At 46.3% G+C, this 25,586-nt stretch carries 12 protein-coding genes; all 12 read right to left on the bottom strand.

The features are described from left to right. Positions 1 to 16 precede the first annotated feature (16 nt). Complete coding sequence (locus RQP52_RS00970; RefSeq protein ID WP_315948895.1) at positions 17 to 916, bottom strand: carbohydrate ABC transporter permease; 900 nt, start codon at positions 914 to 916, stop codon at positions 17 to 19. Between the two features lie 37 nt (positions 917 to 953). Continuing rightward, positions 954 to 1,853, bottom strand: coding sequence for an ABC transporter permease (locus RQP52_RS00965; protein ID WP_315948894.1), 900 nt, complete (start codon positions 1,851 to 1,853; stop codon positions 954 to 956). A 216-nt stretch (positions 1,854 to 2,069) separates the two neighbouring features. Next, the gene (locus tag RQP52_RS00960) at positions 2,070 to 4,292 is read right to left on the bottom strand and encodes a helix-turn-helix domain-containing protein (protein WP_315948893.1); all 2,223 of its coding nucleotides are present in this window, start codon (positions 4,290 to 4,292) and stop codon (positions 2,070 to 2,072) included. Positions 4,293 to 4,518: 226 nt separating this feature from the next. Next, complete coding sequence (locus RQP52_RS00955; RefSeq protein WP_315948892.1) at positions 4,519 to 6,084, bottom strand: response regulator transcription factor; 1,566 nt, start codon at positions 6,082 to 6,084, stop codon at positions 4,519 to 4,521. Further along, on the bottom strand, positions 6,078 to 7,829 hold the full coding sequence (locus RQP52_RS00950; protein WP_315948890.1) for a sensor histidine kinase: 1,752 nt from the start codon (positions 7,827 to 7,829) through the stop codon (positions 6,078 to 6,080). The genes RQP52_RS00955 and RQP52_RS00950 overlap by 7 nt, the downstream gene beginning before the upstream one ends. Before the next feature lie 145 nt (positions 7,830 to 7,974). Continuing rightward, on the bottom strand, positions 7,975 to 9,348 hold the full coding sequence (locus tag RQP52_RS00945; protein WP_315948888.1) for an ABC transporter substrate-binding protein: 1,374 nt from the start codon (positions 9,346 to 9,348) through the stop codon (positions 7,975 to 7,977). A 123-nt stretch (positions 9,349 to 9,471) separates the two neighbouring features. After that, positions 9,472 to 10,311, bottom strand: a complete 840-nt coding sequence (locus RQP52_RS00940; RefSeq protein WP_315948887.1) for a carbohydrate ABC transporter permease — start codon at positions 10,309 to 10,311, stop codon at positions 9,472 to 9,474. Between the two features lie 19 nt (positions 10,312 to 10,330). After that, positions 10,331 to 11,275: a carbohydrate ABC transporter permease gene (locus RQP52_RS00935; protein WP_379171149.1), complete on the bottom strand. Its 945-nt coding sequence runs from the start codon at positions 11,273 to 11,275 to the stop codon at positions 10,331 to 10,333. A gap of 192 nt (positions 11,276 to 11,467) precedes the next feature. Then, positions 11,468 to 12,490 (bottom strand): S-layer homology domain-containing protein, encoded by a 1,023-nt coding sequence (locus RQP52_RS00930; protein WP_315948886.1) that lies wholly within the window; start codon positions 12,488 to 12,490, stop codon positions 11,468 to 11,470. 20 nt (positions 12,491 to 12,510) lie between these two features. Then, positions 12,511 to 16,326, bottom strand: a complete 3,816-nt coding sequence (locus RQP52_RS00925) for a polysaccharide lyase family 8 super-sandwich domain-containing protein (protein WP_315948885.1) — start codon at positions 16,324 to 16,326, stop codon at positions 12,511 to 12,513. Positions 16,327 to 16,424: 98 nt separating this feature from the next. Continuing rightward, entirely contained in the window at positions 16,425 to 21,458 is a 5,034-nt protein-coding gene (locus RQP52_RS00920) for an Ig-like domain-containing protein (protein WP_315948883.1), read from the bottom strand. Positions 21,459 to 21,739: 281 nt separating this feature from the next. Continuing rightward, positions 21,740 to 25,255 (bottom strand): Ig-like domain-containing protein, encoded by a 3,516-nt coding sequence (locus RQP52_RS00915; protein ID WP_315948882.1) that lies wholly within the window; start codon positions 25,253 to 25,255, stop codon positions 21,740 to 21,742. Between the last annotated feature and the right edge of the window lie 331 nt (positions 25,256 to 25,586).

The following is a 25,586-nucleotide window of genomic DNA, read 5'->3' as shown; positions in this document are numbered from 1 at the left end:
TAACAATCCTATTCCTTCAACCTTTTAATGAACCAATCATGACGCCTTTAACAAAATGCTTCTGCACAAACGGATAAATAATGAGAACCGGCGCGCTTGCCACAACGATAAGCGAGTACTTAAGCAGATCCTTCAGCCCTTGCTGGGCTAGCATCTGATCAACCTTGGACACCATAGTCGGATCTATCGTATTGAGAATAAGGATGTTGCGCAGAACGATCTGCAGCGGGAATAAATTCGGTGATTTCAGGAAAATCAAAGCATCGAAGTAGGCGTTCCAATGGCCAACCGCATACATCAATGTCAGCACAGCCAGAATCGGCTTGGAAAGCGGCAGTACGATACTCGTTATGAATCGGATATCGCTGCATCCGTCGAGTTCCGCAGCTTCTGCAATTTCATCTGGAATCGATGTTTGAAAAAAGGTGCGGGCGATAATGACTTGAAACACCGCCATGGCGCCGGGCAAAATCATCGCCCACCGGGTATCGAGCAGATGCAGATTTTTGACTACGAGATAGAACGGGATTAGTCCTCCCTCGAACATCATCGTAATCACGAGAAGCACCATGATGACATTGCGGCCGTAGAACGTTTTTTTGGCAATGGGATAAGCCAGCATGACGGTTAATGCGACGTTGACGCTAGTACCAACCACGGCATAAAAAAACGAATTCATGTAACCGGTTACGATTTGCGGATTGCGGAACACCGCTTTATAGCCCTCCAGCGTAACATCCACAGGAAGCAGCCACACTTTGCCGGAGACAACGGCCTGCGGTGAGCTAAACGATGAACTGACGATAAAAATGAGCGGAAACAAGACGACAATTAACACCGCGATCAGAAAGATATAAATGCAGAGCAGAAACAATCGGTCGCCTTGCGATTCGCGAATGCTTGACGTTTTGATCATAGAAGATCCTCCTTACTACGGACTAAGGGGCCGGCGGTTACCACAAACTTGAACTGGACAACTTTTTGGCGATGTAATTGACCCCTACAAGAAGAATCAAATTGACAACTGAGTTGAAGAAACCAATGGCCGCCGAGAAGCTGAAGCTGGAACTGAGCAGCCCTACTTTGTACACATAGGTCGAAATGACTTCCGATGTACTCACGTTGAGCGGATTTTGCATCAAATATATTTTTTCAAAGCCAAGCTTCATGATGTTGCCTAAATTGAGTATAAGCAGGATGACGGAAACCGGAATCAAACTCGGAATATCGATATTTATGATTTTCTGTACCCGGGATGCGCCATCTACCTTGGCCGATTCATAAAGCTCAGGGTTAACACCTGACAAAGCCGCAATGTAAATGATGGCGCCATAACCCGTATGCTGCCAAACATCCGACCAAACGTAGATCGATTTGAATAAACTCGGAATTCCCATGAAATTCGTATTGTCCACACCGAGCGCATGCAGGAACTTGCTGATAATACCAACATTTGGCGACAAGGTGACAATGAGGATAGACACCATGATAACCGTCGAAATAAAGTAAGGCGCGTAGGTAATCATTTGCACGCTGCTTTTGAAGAAACCGTTACGAATCTCATTCAAAGCGAGCGCTAATAGGATCGGAGCTGGAAAGCCCACAAGCAAACCGTACATACTGATGCCCAGCGTGTTTTTCAAATATAGCCAGAAATTCGGTGATTCAAAAAACTGTTCGAAGTATTTCAGGCCCACCCACGGGCTGCCCCAAATACCTTTGATGACGTTGTAGTCTTTGAAAGCAATGACGACGCCAGCCATAGGAATGTACTTGAAAATGAGCAAATACAGCAGCGGTAAAGCTACAACCACATATAACTGCCAGTGACGCTTCATCTTTTTCATGGACATTCCTAATTCCTTCTGCATGCTTAACATAGGCTCCTTCTCCTTTCGTCTGGATGGAATGCGCTTTCACACCCTCATCGTAAAGGCGATTGCCGCCATCTGCAAGAAACAAGAATCGTGCCCTTAACCGTTTTCGCATCGCCTGAAAAAGCGCGCAGCCCCGGAGGTTCTCCGGAGCTGCTGCAGCTAGGCAAACTATTTTCTACGGTTTAACAAAATTCACCCAATCTGTTTGCGCACCGCATCCTCGCGGTATTCGCTAGGAGAGCAGCCCATCACTTTCTTAAACACACGGCTGAAAGAGATTGCACTTGTATAACCGATCTGCTCCGCCACCTCCTGCATCGGGGCTTGCGATTCCGTAAGCAGTCGCTGCGCTGCCTGGATGCGGATATCGATCAGGAAGTCGACGAACTTCTGTCCCGTTTCTTCTTTAAACAACTTGCTCACATATTTGCTGTTAATGTTGAAGGTTGCACTGAGGTAATCCAGTGACATATTCGGATTGGCGTACTCTTCTTCGATGAACTTCCGCATGTCACGAATCGTAGCTGCATGCTGGCGCCTGTCCTGCGCTTCCAGCAGACCGGCATATAAGCTGTCCAATACGTTCAAGGATTCTTCCCGCATTTGTTCAAGGGAATGGCAGTCATCCATAACTTTACTAAGCTTCGGAAGACCTTCCCCCATCCACATATCTTGAGACTCCTTGGTCATCCCCGCCATTTCCCGGCCCAAATAATAAATTAAATAGTTCATCAGATTCGTAATTTCATCTTTGGTTAATAGCCCAAGCTTCATTTCGCCAAAAAGCTCGTCATATTTCGTCTTCCATTCATCTTCAAGGAGTCTGAACGACTGAATCATGGAGCGAATCGCATTTAGATGTGAAAATACTTCAGCCTGTCCGTGATTGGCAATGTGCTCGCTTGTGATCAGCCTGTTTTCGCCAAGCGCAATTTTATATTTAAGCGCCCTTAGCGCTTCTTTATACGAATTTGCAACACTCGCAAGCTGTACAACTTCCTCGCCAATACCAACGGTTACCGTAAACTTCAAGTTCTCCTGAGCCCACTCACGCACATGATCAAAAAGCTGAAGGATGGAGGAAACGCCGGCTTCCTCCTCGCTTCCCATGAACACCATAACACTGAGCTGAAAAGCGGACGTCCACTCGGCCCAAAGCACGAGCTCATATTTGGGAGCAAGCTCCTGAATGACGCTGCGCAGCGCAAATTTGAGAAGATTCTGATCTTTTCGTGAGTATTGATAGCAGAAATCACTGTACTTATCCATTTCAATTACCAACACCACTTGGCGATTGGAAACGTAGGGAAGCTGCAGGCTGCTTATTTCTTCCACCCATTCCTCATGCGTTAACCCCGTGTCGCCTTCAATGAGCTGATGGAACAAATATCTCGCACGGAGATGCCTGTCTTCTTCATGCTTTTGTTGATACTGATTGGACTGTTCAATGATATTGGACAAAGCGGATTCGATGAACGAGAATTCATCTCCCCCTTCTTTGAAGGATGGCAGACGGTAACCGCGAATACGCGCCACGATTTGCTCCAGCGGCCTCGAATTGCACCTGGTCACATAAAGAAGCCATACAAATCCAACCACAATCATCGCAATTCCGATAATAAACCAAACGTTGTAGAGGGAGGAAATCACATGAAACACCTTGCCGTTCACAAGGCCGCTTTGATAGGACCATCCGGTATAACTGGAAACATAATTTGAGAAAATCCTTGTTTGTTCGTTTGAACGGAAATCTCGAAACAAATCGTTGCCAGCGGCGTCGCGAAGGCCAATATAACTTGTTTTGGGATCATACAGGTCGGCGATGCTGGTCCGCAACGAATCCGTCGCCACGTTGACGACGATTATTCCTTTCTCGCCTGTGATGAATGGCGCTCCCCGCACCAAACTGACCACAGGCTTGCTGCCTTTTACAGAAAACTGCTCAAAGTCTCTTACGCCTGACCATTTTTTGCTTCCTAGAGGGTCCTTGGCTCTCTGAATAAACGGCTCATCCTTGTAATTGCTTAGCTGATCGCTTGTCGCATTACTGAGCACAAAATTGTCTTCAAAGCGCACCAAATAGATCGAATCAATCATGGGGTACGAGGCGATCATCTCTCGCATTTTTTTTACCGCGCTAATATTGGTGAAAACATTACTTTTGGACTCATTATTGAAAAAATCGCTCAATTCTTTATTATTAATTGTTTCCATCATCACCATGTTGTCAATTGCCTTGAGCGATGTATCGATCAAGCGCATCGCCTGCAAGGACAACATTTTGTTGGCATTCAGTGCCTCTTTGCGGCTTTGTTCACTCAGCACCTGAAAAAACACGAAAAACGTAAACGTGACCACGATAATAAAAATCGGCATATAGGATAACAGCAGCCGATTAAATAGCGTTTTCCTCATGTTCAGCCTCCATTGTTCAAACGGAATGTCGACGGTGAGCAAAGCGGAGTTCGTTTGGATGCCTCTGCCTTTTTTGCGTCTATCTACCAGTGTACACGCTTACATCTGGAATCGTCCACTGTGGTCAAACTATTTTCTACTTTAAGAGAACAAGAGGGCCCTACGCCCTAGAGTTCCCTTATCATTTCTTAAAATCTCACTAAGTGCCGAGTTACGCCTGTCAGCATTATTTATAATGCTTAGGGCTGACCCCTACATACTTTTTAAATATTCTTGAAAAATACGTCCGTTCCATATAACCTAACTTTAGCGCGATCATTTCAATATTGTATTGTTTTTCTTTTAACAAACCGCAAGCAATTTTCATTTTGAATTGATGGTAATAGTCAACGAAATTCACGCCGGTTTCCTGCTTGAAATACCGCGAAAAATAGCTTGGATTCAGAAACAAATAATCGGCGATATCCACCATCGAAATATTTTCAGCCAAATGATCCGTTATATACCGGTCGATTTGCTGAAGCTTCGGCTTTTTATCTATCGCCATATGCATCGAAGCCGCATGCAGCTCTTCCAATTTGCAGCTGATTAATTCAAGACTCTCTTTTAACCGCTTGCACCTCAATAAGCAGCTATGAAATGTTTCTTCGCTTTTATGCTTAGCTTCCAATTCAATCAGCCGAATTCGATGCGAGCACGCCGCAAGGAACATCCCCGACTCCATTCGCTCTTCACGAACGAAAGTTTCTAAATCGCACAGGGATTGGGTAATCCCATTCGTAGTGGCGTCTTTGACAGCCTCCGTAATCCGATCCCATTGTTCTTCCAGCGAATGATTGACATTCCACAAGGGGATTTCCAGCAACTTGATCGCTCCAAACGTATCATCCTCATAAAACGAGGACTTCTGCCACATTTTCATCGTCTTGTAATTCGCTCTAATCCCTTCTACGCCTTTAAAAGGAGTTCCGTAATGAAGGAACACATCCATCTTCAAATACTGTTTAATCAATTCACGTAAAGACAATAAATAATCCTTAAAAAGCGTTGTCGTATTCAAGCTCAAGTTCGGGTGATAATTATAAACGCAAATCAATTGACCGTCCGCATCGGAAAATAAAGTAACCTGCTGCTGCGATTGCAGCGACAATTCATTGGCTATGTTCCCGGCTGCATACAGCAGCAAATTCATGTCTTCAAATCTATACTGCTTATACACCGATGCTCTATGAAAGGAACCAATCGCCATAAGAAAGTGTGAATGCCCCCAGTTAATGCCTAACCGTTTCCCGTAGCTGAGCATCTCCGTGGCAGAGGACGTTGTAAGAAGCTGCTGAAAGTACGTCTGCTTGAGCAAATCTTTATTTTTGATCAAATCTTGCTTATATACGATGTCCTCTATTTGATTCTTGGCCTCCGTCAGCAGCTGAATCGCTTTGCGCAAGCTTTCATCGAGCTGCTCAGAGGTTAATTCATCTTTAATTAAATAATCGACAGCATCTAATTGTACCGCTTTTCTAGCATAATGAAATTCTTCATGACAGGTCAAAAACACCACCTGAAGCTCAGGCTTCAGCGCTTTCAGCTGAGCGACCAGCTCCAAGCCATCCATTTGCGGCATCCCAATATCCGTAATCACCAAATCGAGCTGCGTTTCATGGAAAATCTGCATGGCGCTTTCTCCCGAGTTTGCAGTCGCAGCAAGCCGCAACCCCAACGATTCCCAAGAAATCAGCTTCGTTAAATATTTGATCATCGGTACATCATCATCTACCAACATGACATTCAACATGCAGATCCCCCTGTAGGTAATTTCTCTTTAAATCCGAGTGTAACGGTCAAGCCGCCGAGTTCGCTCTGTGAGCATACCATGGATGAGCCGCTGCCAAAAGTCATCTTCAGCCGTTGAAAAACATTCCACAGCCCTACTCGCTTATCCGCTTGCCAGGCTTCTGTATCCTGCGAGCTTTGCAGCTCGGCGTTGAGCAGATCTATTTTCTCCGCACTCAGTCCTAATCCGTTGTCGGAGATAGAAATCTCCACGTTATGTCCGTTTTGCTTAGCATATATGACGATTTGGGGTTGATCCACAGCTCTCTTAAAGCCATGTACAAAGGCATTTTCCACGATGGGTTGAAGCAGAAGCTTCGGGAATCCCAAATTTGCAAGCAGCGGAGGAAGCTCTATATCCAACTGAACCACCAGATCACTGCGCATTTGCATGATATCCACATAATGAAATAGCAACTTACATTCATTACCTAGACTAGAAGGTTCATTGAACTTCATATAAGCCCTTAATAAGCTCATCAATGAATTAATTTTTTGACTATGGACCATATCGTTATCCAGAGCCAAATTGCACTTGATGGAATTGAGCGTATTCATCAGGAAATGAGGGCGGATCTGTGAATAAAGCGCTTGAAGCTCTAATTCACGTTTCTGCTCTTGCTCCTGTTCGTTTTCCACAATCAGCTGGTTGATTTGTTCCAGCATAATATTCAAGGTTCGGCCCAAGTCCGAAATTTCATCTTTGCCGTCTTCTTCAAATCGAATCCGGCGATTGCCATTGCCGAATTGCTTAACCCCCGCTTGAAGCTGCCGGATGGGCCGATGAAGCCGCTTCGCTACATACATCGAGACGACAAAGAAGATTAGAAAAAAAGGGATGATCAGCAGCAAAGTAATGAAAAATGTCTTCGTAATTTGACCGGTCACTTGTGCGTCCGGCATCTCACTGATGAGCTTCCAGCCTGAGTATTGAATCAGACTTTCATTTCTAATGTTATTTTTCGCGGTAGCGTCCATGCCATAAGAGACAATCGGATCACCCGCAATCAATTTGCCTTCGGCATCAAACAAGGCCAGTTTCGAAGTGCTTAGTTGAGCGAACGCTTTCATAAAATAGCGCTCCGGTATGGAAATAAACAATGTACCTAACTGCTGCGTATCGCTTGGAGATTTGATGACCCTTGCAAGTAAATAAGCCTTGTTGGTTAATGCGTTTGCCCCCTGTGTTGGCACAGTTCCGAGCCATTGCAAAATATTCGGCTTTGACAGATCCACACGCGACTTGACGATTTCATACTGCTGCCTCGTCATTTCCGGGTCTGCTCCTTGGATCTCACTGGATTGGACGATAAATCCAGCTTGATTGGACACGTACATCAGAATATCCGGATTCATCGTTTTGACATCAACCAAGCTGAAAAAATCTTTGATTTGCAAATAAGTTTCAAAATCATGGAAACTCTCAATGCGCTTCATAGCCATGAAATTGCGCAGCTGTTTTTTTACATTTTCATCCTGAACAAAAAAGTTCGATGCATAGGTCATATCATCAATTGTTTTGGATATATCCTTGGCAATGACGGTAAGCACCGTTTGATTGCTGAGAAAGATTTTCTCCTTCACATTGTTATACGTAATCGAATAATTGAGAAACGAGGCAACGACAGTCGGCAGCAAAATAAAACAGAGAAATGAGATTTGAATGCGTCGATAAAAGGAAAATCGAAATAGTGAGTTTATTCTCATAGGAACTCCTTCTGCCTTCTGGATGCTTAGCATTTAACTAACATTCAACTACACCTATCATAGCATAACGACTGTTACCCTATGAACGAGAACATAGAGGACGTTATTACGCCCTCTACCGATGTGTCCATGAGGACCCTGTTTCCTATTTCATATTTTGTTTGGCGATTTTATCCGATTCGTCCATCATCCACTTCTGCGCTTCCTCGGCTGTCGTATTGTCCAGCATAAATTTGCTAAAGCCTTTTTCCAATACACCCTTCAATTGGTTGCCGTATGAAACGGAAATAGCAGGATCGAAATTCGTTTTTATGCGCTTATCAAAAATGGTTGTTTGCAGCGACGTTACGTCGATAATATCCGCCGCTTTGCCATACAGCCGGTCTACGATCGCTTTGGGATCAGCCTTTTTGTACCCGGATAATTCGAGTCTTGCCTCTTGCTCCGTCGTCATATAGCGAATGAAATCGTAAGCTTCTTGCTTGTGCTTAGAGTTGGAGGCAACCGAGACGTAAGATCCTCCGATGTTGGTAATGCCTTGTTCGCCGTTTTTGGATGCTCGAGGCAGCGGGGCAATGACCGATTTGAACGTGTGCGGATACTTCTCTTTGTTCATGACATTGTCTAGCATGAATGGCGCCGTTGCCAGCATAGCCGCCTTGCCGTTCAAATACTCCGTAATATAACTTAACTTTGCTCCAACAACATCAGCTAACGGTTTGACGGATTTATCATCTTTCTCCATGGCACGACGCAGATTGAAGAAATAAGCAAACGACGGGTCATTGAAACCAGGTTTAAGGTCGCTTGTCAGATAAGGGCTCTTGAGATCGGAATACGCAATTAGATTCGTATACTCACCCCACGTGTGGAAATAAGCGCCGTACCTTTTATCATTGCCTTCGCCTTTTGAAAGTTTTTTGGCATACTCCCGGAAGTCATCCCAGGTCCAATCGAAAGATGGCAGCGATATATTGGCTTCCTTCAAGGCATCCTCATTCATCAGCACAAAATAAGGACTTGATGTCAGCATCGTTGCGTAATATTTCCCATTTACTTTCGGGTTAATGTAGTAGTCTTCTTCCGGTTTAACATTCCCTTTGGCATAAAATTCATCCAGGGGAGCAAGGACGCCCGCAGCGGCTCTTGCCAACGTTTCATCAATGTTCCCATACTCAAGAACGTCCACTTCTTCACCGGAAGACATCAATACATCCATTTTCTTCATACTTTCTACGGAATTCCCGGGAACTAAAGAAATATTCTGAACCTTAATGTTCGGATATTTGACTTGAAAAGCATCAATCATCTTTTGGCGTGCCACTTGATTCGTTTCATTGTCCCATGTGTAAAATTTAAGATTCACCGGCTTTGCATCCGCTTGTGTTGCAGCAGGTGCTGCGCTAGTTGTGACTGCTGTTGATCCTGCGTTTCCTTGATTTGAACCCGAGCTGCACGCACTCATAATTGACATCGTCAATAAGGCGCTGCTTAGCAATATGGCCTGCTTTTTTTTCATATAACGTCCCCCAATTGGTCGAAGTTTTTGTTGATATCCAGAATTTTACACGGATAATTTCCCTAAGACGGTATAATATTTTGCGCTCTTTGTGTCATATCTTTACTTTCCTATAAGGAACAATTAACCTTTTACACCACCAAGCGCGATGCCTTTAATCACTTGCTTTTGCAGGATGATAAAGATGATTAATAGAGGTAAAATAGCAGCGACAGAAGCCATCATCAGGACCGCGTAATTGTCGGCAAATTCATTTTTAAACAGCTGCAAACCAAGCGGAATCGGATACAATTGCTTCGAGATAAGGAAAATCAGCGGATTCTGATAATCGTTCCAAACCCAAATAAATTTAATGATGGCTACCGTTGCCAGAATCGGTTTCGACAACGGCAGGATGATTTGCACATACATTCTAACATATCCCGCTCCATCTATTTTCGCTGCTTCCAGATATTCACTATGGATGGAAACCATGAACTGCCGCAGCAGGAAGGTAAAATAGATCGTCGAGAACATCCCCATCAGCATTAATCCCGCATGCGTGTTGTACAAGTGTAGCCACTTGAGCAGCAGATAGCGAGGCACGAGCGTAGACTCGGAAGGGATGATCATCAAAGAAAGTAAAATCCCAAATGCTGTTTTACGTCCACGAAATTGCAGCTTGGTAAAAGCAAATGCTGCCATGGAAGAGAAAAGCAGCGTTGCAAAGGTGATCGTAAGCGCCAGCTTCAGTGAATTATAGTAAAACAATGTGAACGGGACGCTGCTTAGCCAAACTTCATGGAAGTTGCTGATCAAGTTCCATTGGGTTGGAATCCACTGAATGGGAAATACCATCACATCCTTCTCATACTTTGCAGCCGCCGAGAGCATCCAAAGCAAAGGCAGAAGGAACAGGAATGAAAATACTCCCATCAAGAGCGTAGTGATCCATTTGGGTATATCTATCTTTTTTAATAACAAGCTAGCTCTCTCCTTTCTGCTATTCGTAAGCGGATTGCTTCTGCAGTCGATAAGTAAGCAAAGTCACGAAGCCAATAATAAGGAATAACACCCATGAAATCGCTGAAGCGTACCCCATCCTGAAGTTCTGGAAGCCTTCCTCATAAATGCGATACACAAGCACGGTGGATGAATCGTTCGGACCCCCTCCCGTCAGAAAAGCAATTAAATCAAACACCTTAAAGGATGACATCAGCGTCGTTATCGTTAAGAACGAAGTTGTCGGAGCAAGCAAGGGAAGTGTAATCCGGAAAAATTGTTGGAAAGAGGAAGCGCCATCCATATTAGCTGCTTCATAAAGCTCATCCGGGATATTCGTCAAACCGGCTATAAAAATAATAATTTGATAGCCTAACGCTGCCCAAATTGCAATAATCATAATCGAAGTTAACGAGTAATGGGTATCCGCTAACCATTTCGGCGGGTTGCTGACCCCCAGGCGGAGCAAGAACTGATTGATCGGACCCAAGGAGGGATGATACAAAGCGCTCCATATCGCACCAAGAGCTGTTATCGATGAAATGTAGGGGATAAAAAAAGCAATTTTAAAGTAGCTTTGTCCAAACACTCTGGCATGTATAAGGACCGATAGAATTAATGCTAGAACAAGTCCGATAGGCACTGTAATTACCGTATACGTTAAATTGTTTTTTAAAGCCATATAGAACTTATCGTCCTCGAATAGCAGTTTATAATTATCCAGTCCAATGACCTTAATACTTGAAAGTCCGCCAACCAAGTTCCACTGGCAAAAGCTTAAAAATAGGGAAAACAAGACCGGAAACACGCCAAGAATCAGTATGCATACATACACAGGAGATAGAAATAACCATCCCGCAAACGCTTCTTTTCTCGGTTGGTTCCAGAAAGCTCTTTTTGGCCTTGACGCAGACGAAGGTAAAGCGACCCTTTCTGAGTTATTGATCAACACACGGTTCACCTCTCTACTTAGGTATCATTGTATAGATCTACTATAAGGCCTTTTCAATTTCACTTATGAATCTGATATTTTACTGATTTGTGTATTATTTTTACTTTATGCTCCGAAAAATGAAAAAGATTGCCAACCACCTGACCTGAACGGTCGGGTAGATAGCAATCTCTTCGAAATAACAGACTATTTGGCGTTAATTCCAGCTAGCAGCCTTTTCAGCACAACCACGGATTCAGCCCTTGTGGCATGTTCCTGCGGGGCAAATTCTTGCTCGGTTCGGCCATTCATTAAGCCAGCGTCCACAGCAAGTTCGACAACGTGTTTGGCCCAATCACTGACTGAGCTTTCGTCCTGGAATTGGATCGACGTGCTTGCCGTCATATCTTCGACTTTCGTCCCCGTTACCTGAGCCTTGGCTCTCATGAGCATGGCTGTCATTTCTTCGCGCGTAATGTTTTTCTCCGGGGCAAATGTATCGTCAGCAACGCCGTTGATCAGTCCTGCTGCATAAGCTTTCTTGACGGTGTCCTCATACCAGGAGCCTGCAGCGACATCAGCAAAAGGATTGAGCCCAGCGCCTTCCTTCAGGTTCAATGCTTTGGCAAGCAGGGTTGCAAACTGTGCTCGTGTGACATTCGTATCCGGCGCGAAATGATCGTCATCCATGCCTTCCACAATCTGTTTATCAACCATCAACATAATATCAGACTTGGCCCAGTGACCGTTAAGATCGCTGAAGATTTTAGTAAAATCGGCGGATTTCGTAAGTGCAATTGATTGATTTTTCAAATTGTGATCCACAATTTTCATGGAGGTCCATGTCACTTGAGAGGTTCCTACCTTCTTGGCTTTGAAGGTGATGGTACCGATGTCTATATTCCCCTTCTCGCCATCCACTTTCCCCACTTTGGTGTGCGCAAATGTCACTTCGTTATTTTTCACAATGGGCGACACCGAGAACCCTTCTATCTTGGTGTCCGCTTTGACCACTTCGAGCTTATTGGCATCAAAGGAGAATTTGGCTTCATACGCATATAAATCCTGCAGATTTTCCCCCTGCAGCGTAACGGTGAATTCACCTGTAGATTCGGCATCCGAGGTCTTCATAACGAATTGGGAAGCGTCCTCCGCATAGGCCGGACCGAGTAGTGCCAAGGAACAACCAAGATTGCAGACTAATGTGGCAAGTACGATTTTACGTCTCATGATAAGTCATCCTCTTCTAGTTACTGGATTATTTTTGCAGCTACGAAGGCAAGGTCGTCAATATCGATACGACCATCGCCAATCACATCCGCTTTCTTAGCCTCTTCCCAATCCGGGCTGTTCGTATCTTTGCCGTAATGGGCCGCTACGATGGCCAAATCGCCGATCGTCACTTTCCTATCGTTCGTAAGATCACCAGGAATGCCAGGGATCGGAGCCTCTATCGCTACGCTATAGCTGGAAACCGCAGCTTCCGCTTCGCCCCCCGCTGCATCGCCTAAGACCGCCTTTGAAATGGTGACATTCCCCGTATTATTTTCCGTGACCGCTTTGGCTCTGAATGTCAATTCCACAACTTGCGCGTCATCGCTAATGGCATGATCTGCGCCTTTACTGACAATGAGGAGTCGCAGCTTACCCGCTGATTGCCTCATCGGCTCCAAGATGGAAACACCATCAATCACCGATTTTGCTGATACGAATTCCATCGTATTCGCATCGTAATTCAAGGTGACATCTTGCGCAAATGCCGGCTGTGCCAGGTTCTTTAGCCCAAATGTGACCTTAAATGTTTCCCCGCTCGCTACCTTGCTGCCGCCTGTAAGCTCAGTGGATAATGCTGCTGGAGGTGTACTTAACCTAACCTCAAGAACAGGCCGATAAGCGGCATTGGTATGCTCCCTGGAAGCGTAACTTACGTCCCCTTTCGCTCCCTGATTCGAGGTTGAGGCAATTAACAATGACATTTTCTTGTCCGCTGCAAGCGCACCATTCACTTGATCTGTTACATCAAATTGGGCCGGCGTATAGGACGATGTAAGTGTCCAAGTCGCAAATGCCGCTCCTGCAGCAGGCTTATTATTCCAGTTAACTGCCGTTTCCCCCCAGCTGTTATCCGCCACAAGCTGCGCCTGATTCGTTGTGCCGGACATACTCACACCAACTGGAATGAGCATAACCTTAGCGCTTGCTATTGTGCCTGAGATGGAGACAAGATCAAATCGCAAGTACGATTGCCGGGCGTATCCTGCAGCATCCTGCTTGGTGACCAGACTATCTGCCGTCCCATAGTTCGTACTTGCATAAGAACCGTCACGGACATACACATCGGCTTCAGGGAAAAGCGTAACGATCGGAACCGGTGTAGCGGATAGCTCATTGGAAAGTCCGCTTTCACCGGATGCCTGATAGGCCGCTACGGCAAAGTAATATGTTTTCCCCGTTTCCAAGCCAGTAACGGCAACTTGATTCGTGGTACTTACCGATGTGACATCGAGCGTTTTGGTGTATACACCTGGAGAAGTGCCATACTTCACTCGGTATCCGGCTGCTCCTTGCACTCCCGTCCAAGACAACATAACTTGCGAAGCGCCACCTTCGGCACTGACCAAGACAGGCGTCTCGGTACTGGAAGGCGTCTTCAGACTGAGCTTGGCTGCGAGTGTCTTACCGAAAGCCCCGTTGGTACGAACGCTCATCTTGATCGTCGGACTGAGTTGGGTAACCGTAATCCCAGGATCAAGGGAAAGGACTCCCGTTGCGCTGCGGTTTAATTCCACTTGAATCGTGCCTGTGTTCGCTTTCGTCGGATCCGAAATCCCGATGTGAATTTCTCCATCCGTTTCCAGCATTGTAACTGATGCCTTCTTGTCGCTTGTGATCAGTGGTTCATTGTTCGCATATACGGTCTTCGTTACGTCATTCCAGAAATTAGCCCCAACCGCATGCAAAGTTGTATCCATCACTGCATGGGCGTCGGCTGAATTCTCCAGAATTTGAATATCCGGATTAGCCGCATAATTTGCCGTTACTACTGCATCCTTACCTGGCAGCACGACATACGCGTAAGTCGCATTTGCAGGTGCTTTGCCATGATTAAATGCCAGGCTAAGATAAGAATTCGTCACTTGATCCGTGTTTCCTCCTGTATTAATTTGTTTCCATGTACCAGATCTAGATTCACGCAATCCAGTTATGGATGCTGTTCCTGGAAAATAATAACCGATATCGGAGCCCAGCACATTCCCAGCCAAATGCGCCCAATGCGCATTATTTATTGTTTCCGACCATCCAAGGCCACTTGCTTTGGTCACGCCGTCTACAAGTAGCGGATTATCGCCGCTTCCATTTAACTTACGGTTCTCAACAATCGTTTCAACCGTACGTGCCGTATCTGTACTTGCAATGCCGGAACCTACGGCGACGATTTGATCACCGAGCATGAACCATGATTTCTTTCCTTGCAAAGGGCTTCCCGTATTTTGAGTAAGCGAGAACTGCATCCCCGCAGAACCGTAAAGTTGGTCGACTGAAGATCCTCCCACCCATGTGTTCGGGTTCGCATAGTTTTTCCAGTCAACCGGTGTGCCGCTTCCAGAACCGTCTGTTGTCGTTCCAGGAAGACGATACATATTGACAGTAGCCCAGTAATTGTCACTGTACTGTTTCAAATCATTGTTGTATAAGGTCGTCATGCCGACACCCGTAAACCATCCCTTGATATTTTCACCGTTGCCATATTCAAAGGCCGAAATACGAGGCGAGAACATGCTGATGCCCAGTCCGAAATGTTCACGAAGCTGGGCGACACGATCCATCCCCGGAAATTGGAACTGGCCTACCAGCTTGCCTTGAGGAATAATCGCCCCATCACTCATCAGCTTTTTGCCCAGGATCATGTCAAACATACTCGCTCCCGTATAATAGTTCGCAAACGTTGTGTCCGTTGAAATCCATTCCTTGACCATTCGCTTGATTTTCAGCGCTTGTTCGGGTGGAGCTCCTTCTGCGAGACGAAGCATACTCAGGATAATGGAGCGGCCCGTTGTATGATCGTTACCGCTTTGCCGTGAGATTCCCCGTCCTTTCAGGTTATCCATGCTCGCTCCCATATAAATTAGCGGCTTGTAAGATTCTTCGACCCATCTGTACACATTAGCCACGTTGGGATCCGTAATCCTCCAAGAAGATCCGCTTAATAAGTACATGAGATCCGCCATTCTTCCGAGCAGCACATCCCCATATCCGCCTGTGTAGGCTACATACGTATGCTGAATAAACGATCCGTCATCATAAAAGCCGTCTCCGCTTTTCACATAAAGAAATGCGGGGCTCATTGAATCCCGGCCTTGGGTAATTTTTGCGCTCGATTTGCCGATAACGCCGCGAAGAGACACCACATAGGCTTTGTCCAGTAAGTTCGCGCCTGTTTCAACGACCGAACTGGCGGTTCGTTTGCTGGGATTAGGCACAAATCGGTCAATGGCCCGCATGTAATTATCAATTTGAGCCTGCGTCAAATCCTCATACATGAGCACAAGCGTGCTATTGACGAGCTGAGGCGTGCCGATTTCCCAATCCCACCAATTGTCATATTCGCTTTTGGATTCCTTATAGCGATTGGCATAAGCCCAGTCCAAACCGCTTACGATATCATTTTTAAGGTTTACATTGTGATATAGAGGTGAACCGATCGTCGAATAAGCAATGGCCATTTGATTCAAACGTGTATAGTGTGAGGAAACTTCACTTGATTTCGTCGTGCTTTGCAAATCAGCCCATAAGTAGCTTCTGTTCGCCGCTTTATTCATCGTGTCCCAGTAGCCGGTCAAATTTTCATTGCTTACGGCATCGCTCTTGAACTTGATGTTCACGGAAATATCCGGATCATTCGGATCATACCCGTTTCCTCCCGTGAAATAGGTCAACATTTTAACACGAAGCGCGTCGAATTCGTCAGTGGGATTGGATGCTGCTGCGGCATGTGGTGCAAATGGGATGACATAGATGAGAACGAGCAGCGTAAGAATGAGGTGAAATCGGATTCTTGGTTTCATTCGTACCTCCTTCAACGGATACCTTCCGTTAATTAAGCTGGACATCACTTTGGCGAAAAGCTAAAAAAGAGGGGAGTACTTGACTCCCCTTCTATTAATTACTCTATTTTGGATGCAACAAACGCGAGGTCGTCAATATCGATTTTACCGTTAACTACAACGTCTGCTTTTTTCGCTTGCTCCCAATCCGGGCTGTTCGTATCTTTGCCATAGTTAGCTGCTACAATAGCCAAATCGCCGATCGTCACTTTCCTATCATTCGTGAGGTCGCCTGGCACACCTGGAGTCGGTGCAATAATCGCTACGCTGTAGCTGGAAGCTGCTGCTTCCGCCTCTCCTCCTTGTGCATCCCCGAGAACGGCCTTAGATATCGAGACGATTCCGGACGTATTTTGCGTGGCAGCTTTCGCTCGGAAAGTCAGCTCCGCCACTTGCGCGTTACCGCTAACCGCATGAGCTGTCCCTTGACTTACAATGATCATTCGCAGCTTGCCTGCTGATTGCGTGATCGGCTCGATAATGGTGACGCCCTCAATCACGGATTTTGCAGAAACAAACTCCATCACATTGGCATCATATTGAACGGTCACATCTTGGGCCAATGCCGCTGTTGCTATGCTTCTCAAACCGTATGTGACTATGAACGACTCGCCGGACTGAACGGTGCTTCCTCCCGTAAGCTCTGTCGAAAGTGTCATCGGTGATGCCGCAATGTTTACTGTTATAACAGCCTCTTCAGAATCAGTTATACCGTCATTTGCTTTGAACGTGAACGAATCTGTTCCTGTTGCGCCTGGATTCGGTGTATACGTGAACGCACCTGTTGCCGGATCCGTAATTACCGCTGTCCCTTTCGTGCCATTAACGGCAATCGCATATGTCAGGGCGTCCCCATCATAACGACTGACCGACAAGTTGCCGGTATAAACTGCGTCTTGCACGGTGTTCACAGCTGAGCTTATTGCTGTTGGACTCTCATATAACGCGAGGGAGAAATCGTCGATGTACGCTACTTTTCCATCATTGCTCGCATTCGTATTTTTCCAAGAATAAATGTTGGCCGATGTATTTGCAGCTCCTGTTTTGAAAATGATTTTACCTTCTGAATACTCCAGCGTGCCGATTGATTTTGAAATCTGGCTGCCGCCGTAATTTTTGACGCCGATGCTTTGCGTATTTCCGGCATCCATGACTTTAATCCAACCTCTGACTACATAGTTTGTATTCGGCGTCAAACCGCTTACCACTTGTTCAGCGCCAGAATTGTTACTCATGAATTTCACGGCATTGCTGCCAGAATGTACATGGGCAGGATCGCTAATGATGGCGGCTCCCGTACCATAGAACGATGTCCAGCCAGGAGGAGGTGCTGTTGTGCCGGCTTCGAAACCGCCGTTTTGGAGCAGGTTCGACTGCGCAATCGCTACCGTTACTGTTCCAATATTGGAATCAAGCAAGCCATCGGATGCTTTGAACGTGAAGCTATCGTTCCCTGTAGCGCCTGGATTAGGTGTGTATACGAAATCGCCTGTCGTACTATTCAACAGTTGAACCGTACCTAAAGCCCCATTGCTCACAATTGAAAATTGTAGTTGATCGCCATCAGGATCGCTTGCAGAAAGCTTACCTGTAACTGGTCGGTCTACTTTCACGCTGTATTTCGCATTCGAAATCAAAGGACGGTGATTCACTCCCGTTGTCTCTCCTTGGTATTCGAAAGCTCCAATATCCGCGAACCCTTTGTATAACGAATTGCCTTTATAATCTTTCCCGCCGTTATTCGCCATCGCTATCCCTGCATTAATCGCAGGCGAGTCCGGTTGCAGCTCGTAAGCATTGGCTGATGCCAACCCTGCTCCTGCACCGCCTGGATTCACAAACTTAGGTTCAGCCGTCACCTTGTTGGCATCGTTAGGCTCATTGGCAGGATGAACGCCACCTGCTTCATAGAACACATTGTTGCTGAATAAAGCATTGCTCCAGCTGTTGTTCAGCCAATTTGTAGGTGTCGTCGTGTTCGTGTTATAGAAAATATTGTTATAAAAGCTATATCCGCTTTTCACGGTGTTGCCTGAACCCATAATCTGGTTTTTACTGCCATCATAATAAAACACATTATTATAGATAGAGCCCGTTGTCTTCTCATCAAAAGCAAAGTGTCTGAAGATGATGCCATCGTTCTGACTGACGTTGTAGCGCAATACATCATTTTCATTGGTTCCCATCAGGAGCATAAAGCCCATCGGATTGTCATGGCTGTAATTGTATTGATAAACCGTATTAATCAGGAATTCGTCGAAATCAAAGGCGCATCCGTCCTGATTATTCGCAGGGCCTCCCGTAACCTCGTTATACTGAATGAGCGTATTCTTGGCGACTGCCAGCCAAATTCCTGCAATGGCATTGCTGCTCGCAACCCGCGTACCGAATTTGTTCAAATAGTTATATTCCAGTACAGCCCCGTCCGTATCCCGTAAAATAATCCCGTCGCCGCCTACATCCTCCATCGTGTTGTGGGCAATGTAAAAGCCCGTGTTCCAATTGCCATATTTAAATGTGGCTGTCGTTGAGAAGGAATCATCGCCTACATAGTTCGCATGAGCCGCTACACGAATGGCAACGCGATCGACTTTGCGAATTGTATTATTTTCAACCTTCACATCATTGAATCTAGCCTTAGTCACTTGGCTTGTTGGAGCCGTTCCTTTGACTACGCCGATAATGCCGCCATTTTCTTTAGGTCCAGCATTGTTGTTGCCGTCAATATCATGTACATAACAGTTGCGGATATAAATGTGGTTATACACCCGATCGCTTTCATTGGCATCGATGGTAAAGAAAATACCCGCTCTAAGCGCTGCAGAATCGTTATTTTCGACCGCAAAATTGTCATCATTCGTTACTTCTAAATTGTTAAGCTCCCAGTATTCCTGATTTTTCAGAAAAACAGCTCCTGAGTTGTAGGTCGTGGTTGAGTTGTAAATCGTTTGATCGAAATTATTTCCCTTCCCGTTAATAAGAGGCCTGTTACCTGTGCCATATTGATCGATAACAATCGGGTTGCCTTCTGCTCCTGATCCTTTCGGCCATAATTGACCGTCCCATGAATCGCCTGCTTTGAGCAGAATCTTGTCGCCGGGAATAAATGTCGTGCCGCTGACTTTATTCAAGGTTTTCCATGGTGCAGCTGCGCTTAATCCATCATTCGTGTCATCGCCTGTGGAGGAGCTGACATAGAAGGTATGGCTTCCTTGACCCGAAATTTGAATGTTCGTTTGCCCGACGACACCGCTGCCGTCTTGCGCCGTTGCTTTGACCGTCACGGAACCATTGTCTATGGCTTTCAATAAACCTGTGCTGCTAATCGAAGCACTTCCTGTTCCATTCTCTACCGTCCAAGCCACGTTGGTCGTTGGCGCTCCTCCAGGCTGAGCGGTCGCTCCCATTTGAAGCTGTCCAGATCTCGAAGTAATCTCTGTTGCCCCGCCTGCTCCTGTCACCGTCAGGGAGGTCATTTTGACATCGAATGTGAGCTGCAAAATATTGCTTTTTACACCACTAGGATCATTGGCTGTTGCTTGAATTTGCACGGTGCCGGCTTTGACTGGCGTTAGAACGCCCGCGCTCGAAATCGATGCGACATCCGCTCCTTGCAGGATAGCCCAAGATACCGTTGGATCCGCCGTACCAACCGGTATGACTTCAGCGCTAAGCGATACAGGATCAAGCGTTGTAAAGCTTGTTGCTCCTGCTGGCGCTTGAATCGTGATCGTTGCTGCTTTAATTGTCTGACCTGTAATTGTGATTAAAGCGCTATCAGATATTTCCGGCTTAACCGTGGAAGTCGCGGTTACCTTGACCGTCCCATTCCCCTTCGCAGTCAATAAACCCGTAGCCGAAATCTCTGCGTTGTTCGTTGGCGTACCGTCTGCATTCTCGACTTTCCATGTCACCATGGAAGGTGCGCCGGCAGGATTTGCAGCCGCTGTCATTTGCAGTGTACCTGCATCTGTTGTAATAGCTGCCGCTCCACCTTGACCTGCTACAGACAATCCTTCCAAATCAGCGGTCGTAACCGGAATTGACAGGGTTGTCGAGAGACTGATTCCAAGCTGTGTCGTTTTGATATCGTCGTAGTATGTTACCGCATTATTTGGCAACCAATTGCCTAGCAGAGCGACGTATTGGTATTTCGTTTCCGCTGTCGTTGTGCCAACCAAAGTCCCGTCTATGTACATTTTGGCATCCGTGCCCGAAGTCAGGTCCCATTTGAACTCATGCCAGGCTGGCGTTGTTCCACGATTTACAGTTGTAGGAGAAAAAGAGGAACTCATCAATCTCGTAATAAATTTAGTCCCCGAGCCCGTGGCACCGTCCCAATGCTCTCCCATCAGCAGACCGGCTGATACATTCACGCCTCCAGATGTAGTTTTTGTCCCCACATAGATATTGTTTCTAGATTGGTCAGAAGGGGAAGCTGCCCCGGTGGATCCATTATAAAACCATGCCGTAACTACCCCATTAAGAGCTGCGCCCATATCAACTCTTACGGTATTCGTTGTCGGTCCAGTACGATTGGCACTATACGTGCCGCTATGCGCCGGAATTCCTGCCCCTGTTTTGGCTACTACCGCCGTTGATGTCGTTGTTGTGGCACTCGGGTCATAGGTAAAGGTGCCGATATTCCCGCCTTCAAAACCTTCAAAATATTTTACATCCAGATACTTGATGTCCGCTTTAACATCCACAGGCACATTGCCTGCAGAGCCATCGTACGTCAAAATGCCTGTTGCATCATCAATCGTTACACCTTGTACGGTTGACGTATAATGAACGCTGCTGAGCTCAGGGTCTGTCGAGTTGGAGGCGGTCGTCTTTTTCAGCTCTACTTCCGTACCATTGCTCATGCGTGCCATTACCTTCAACTGAACTTGCTCGCCAAGCGTCGCAATCTGTGCTTTGTCAGCAACCACATAGGTACTCACGACCGTGGGTATCGCTGATGGCGAAGGAATGACTGCCGCATAGGCTTTTTGGCTGCCGCTTGCGAAAGGGAAATTCACCACATTGGCGGCCAAAAGCGCAACAGCACCCAGAGAAACAGTGCGTTTAAACGTTTTAATAAAGTGCATGATTCACGGCTCCTTTGTATCGTATGAGAAGCGATTGTCTTCTCCATATGATACAGTACGTATTGTCCAAATCGTGTGCATTATCTTTACTATTTCGTTTAATTTCTTTACTTGTTTGGCCTAACAAATTCGACAAATTTTTCTGCAAACATGAGCTTTTGTAGAACAATGACACATTTTGTATCGGAAACTGCACACATTCGCGCACATTTAAAAATGAGGGTAAAAGGAGATCAGAGAAAAGCTTCTTAAAAGCTCTTCTCTAATCTCTGCCTGTTCAATTATTGGATGATTTTCGTTGCAATCGCTGCGAGGTCATCGATGTCAATGACGCCATTGCCACTCACATCTGCTGCCTTCACATCCTGCCAATCTGCGCTTGCTGTTGTTTTACCATAATTCGCAGCTGCAAAAGCAAGGTCACCAATACTTACTTTACCATCATGGTTAATATCACCTGGAGTGCCCACCGTTATATTCACTCCAACGGACGATACGGTTGCTGCTGTTTCCGTTCCTGTGCTGTCAGCGAGCATAGCGCTTGCTACTGTGATCGCAGCTGATGCCGACTGCGAGATCGACTTTGCTCGGAAAGTTACTTCGACCAGCGGTGTCTCCCCCGTAATCGCGTTCCCTGCCCCTTCGCTAGCTAAAATAAGACGTAACTTACCTGACGTGTTCTTCGTAACGACAAGGCTTACTTTATCTTTCACCGACTTCGCTGACACGAAATCCAACAAGCTATCCTCATAATTTATCACGAAATCTTCGGCATAAACTTGACTCGTCACATTGTTCAAGCCTAAACGAACAACGAATTCACTGCCTGGCGTGACAGAGGAAACACTGCTGAGCGTCGTTTCCGCACTGGAAGGTACGCCTGCTTCCACAGTCACTTGGCTTGTCGCCTGATAACCGCCGTCAACGCTCGTGGCTGTAATCGTCACCGTCCCTGGTTTTATTCCGGTTACAAATCCCTTACCCGCTTGATTCTCCACGCTCGCTATCGATGTATTGCTGCTGCTCCATGTGACGCTCTTATTGCTCGCATCTGCTGGCTTTATCGTAGCCGTCAACGCTGTCGTCTGCCCTTGTTTGACCGTTGCCACAGACTTATCAAGCTGCAATCCCGTGACAGGAATCTGCACCGTTGTATCCTCGCGCACAGCACTTTTCAAATTCGGGAGCGCTTCTTGACCCAGAGCGTTGGCAACAACGGCTGTTTCCAATGAAGCGGTGGCAGACTCATCTTGTGCTGTCGCTTGGATCTTCAACAAAGCTGCATCCGGTGTAATGCCGTTTTCTGCGCTGAGCACGACTTTTGTTCGTCCATTAGCGGAATCGCTACGAATCACCTTCACACCTTCTTGAACGGATTCTACCGCCGTTACGTTCAGTCCGTTCGTCGCAACGACAATGTCCATTGCCTTAGCAGGGGACGCCGTATTGCTGACAGCCAACTCATAATACTTAAGCTGCTGCGTTGTTGGAGCTACCACTTTCGTCAGCTGTAAATTAGGCGCATCCGCTTTGTTCTGATCTTTTTGTGCGACGAACATGCCGTTAATCCCTTGTGAATCACCAATGGTACTGTTAATGCCCAGCCCCTTCAATACCGTGGCAGCCAAATCTTTGGTCGTTCCACCTTGCAAAATTTTCTCCTTGCCCACATCGGTTGCCACCGTTCTTCCGTTTGCCGCAAAGAAAATCGTTGTCGCGAGTGGTGAATCCTGTCCATGTGAAGTCGCGCTTCCCAGTGTCGTATTGGCGTTCTCTGTGCCCCCGCCGTGATCCGGCAGCATGACAATCAAGGTGTCATCCAGCAAGTTTTTATCCCGCAGAGCGTTGACAACTGTGCCTACGTTCAGATCCGTCTTCGTCAGCTGCTCATAATATTGCTTTGTGTAGAAGCCAATACCGTGTCCCGCATGGTCCATATCGTCAAATTGGATGAACATAAGCGATGTATCGAGCGCTTTACCGCTTGCCACATACTGCGCGAAAGCTGCTGCATCCGCTTCATCGTTTCCTGTTCCAATTTCAACGCCCACAGAAGGCTCAATATGTCCGTCCAAAATGTTTTTCCACTGCGCGAAAGCGACCATTTTCTTGTTAGGCAGCGCTTCTCGTACCTTTTTGAAAACGGATGGATAGGGAGAGGTTTCCGAATAATAATAAAGTCCGCTTTCCGTGTTATTGATTTGATGTTTGCTAAAGTCAACGCCATTCAACATAGCGCCCCAGTTCGGGGATGAGCTTGATGGCAGTGTCGTTTTGGCTGTGTAGCTGACAGCTCCTTTCTCAATTAAACTTCGCAGGTTTGGCGCGATCTGCCTATTGCCGACCTGCTCCTTCAGAGAACTTGGCGTCTCCCAATACGGCGCATTTGGCATCACAGACAAACCGCCGCCATCCATGCCGATGACGACAACCCTTTTATACGGAACGTATTGCGCATTGCTGGCAATGGAGCTCTGCAGCTCGTTGGAATTACCTTGTGCAAGAGCAAGGTCGCCAACCGTGACAACGCCGTCCTTATTCAAGTCTTCTGTCGCTTTCGGATGAATTTGCACCGTCTCCGGCTGCGAATTAAACGTTTCATTCACCATTTTGGTCGTCCCGGCATAAAACTCTGCTTTGCTTACCTGAATCTGCCCTTGTCCGGAAGCCGCTTTCGTTTTGAAAAACACTTCAGAAATTCTCGATTTGCTATATTCAAGCGGGTTGGTTTGGCCGTATACGATGCCTCCCGGAATGGTCAATTTCACGATCCCAGGTGTGGATGTATCAGCTGATACCGCGTTCGTTGCGTTTACAAACTCGAATAAGTTGCTGTCATAAGCGAGTTCAATAACTGATTTATCCACCGCCGTGCTCATCGTTGGCGTACGCAGATCCAAATTGACCCGGAACGTCCCCCCCTGTACGGCATGTTCAGCGCCAATCAAGTTCAAAGAACCTTTAAAGTTCTCATTCACCTCTATCGGAGGCGCGCTATTAAACATATCCCCGACTTCCTGTGCAGTGACAGCTCGTTTAATGACTTGCATTTCATCCACTTGCATATCAAACGTGCTTACTTCGTAATTCCCTGTACCATCGTTGCCGATCATCGTGGACAATCCCGAATCAATCGTTCCTGTTCTGCCCGCAATATTCATACTACTCGCAATGCTTTGGTATAACGTGCCGGTTTTCACCGAAATGGCTACAGGTACTCCGTCTTTATAGAAATCCGCGCGCCCGGTCGTACGATCATGGGAGACGACGATATGATGCCATTTCCCGTCAGCTACATTCGGAATCTCAGCATCCGCGCGCGATCCGCCCTGTGTGTTATAGTTCCATTTCAGACTATTATTCGGCTGTAAAGATAAGGCATAACCTACATTGCTGCCGCTAGCCCAGTTTTTGTTGGCAATAACCGGTGGATCGCTCGCTACACCAGGTGATTTCACCCAGAACGCTAATGTAAAGTTTGTACTTGTGCCGAATTGCAGATTAGCCGGCTTGCCCAAATTCAGATATTGCCTGTTCGCACTTGTCGAGTTGAGATTGAGTGCTTTCCCTTCTCTTCCTGCCACATAAGTTGGATTCCCCGCTGCTGTGACATTGGTTGCGTTTGTGGAGCTGTCGACAACATTGTCCTCAAACTTCAGTTGAAGCGCAAAGTCCGAAGCAACGACTGCGGCATAGGCGGATTCCGCCATAAATGGCAGCGTAACCGTCAAACTGGAAGTTGCTAAGAGCGTGGCTGTTAACGTAGTCATGAACACTTGCTTAAACGTTACTTTCACTTGGACATCCTCCCGAAATAAAGTAATAGTTTTTGCTGCTTACCAACATATTTACAAAACTAAAACAATACAAAAGCACACAATAACAACTTGTTACTCTGTGATCTTATGCGAGAGAAAGGAAATTGACAAGCCCTTTAACACAAGTTTACAAAACAAAAACAATGTAAATGCACACAAAAACAACTGGTTAATCTGTTAGTTTATTCGAGAATTTTCGAGGTGACAAGACTTTCGACAAAAGTTCCCACCATTCGTATTTTTTCAACGTTTAATACTCGACTCCGTAAGTCTTTCGGACTCAGCCGCCATTATATGCACGAAAATAGTC

It is taken from the genome of Paenibacillus violae (assembly GCF_032461945.1).
GTDB lineage: Bacteria > Bacillota > Bacilli > Paenibacillales > NBRC-103111 > Paenibacillus_E > Paenibacillus_E violae.
Note: the sequence above shows the minus strand (reverse complement) of the source record. Positions and strands in the feature narration are given on the sequence as shown.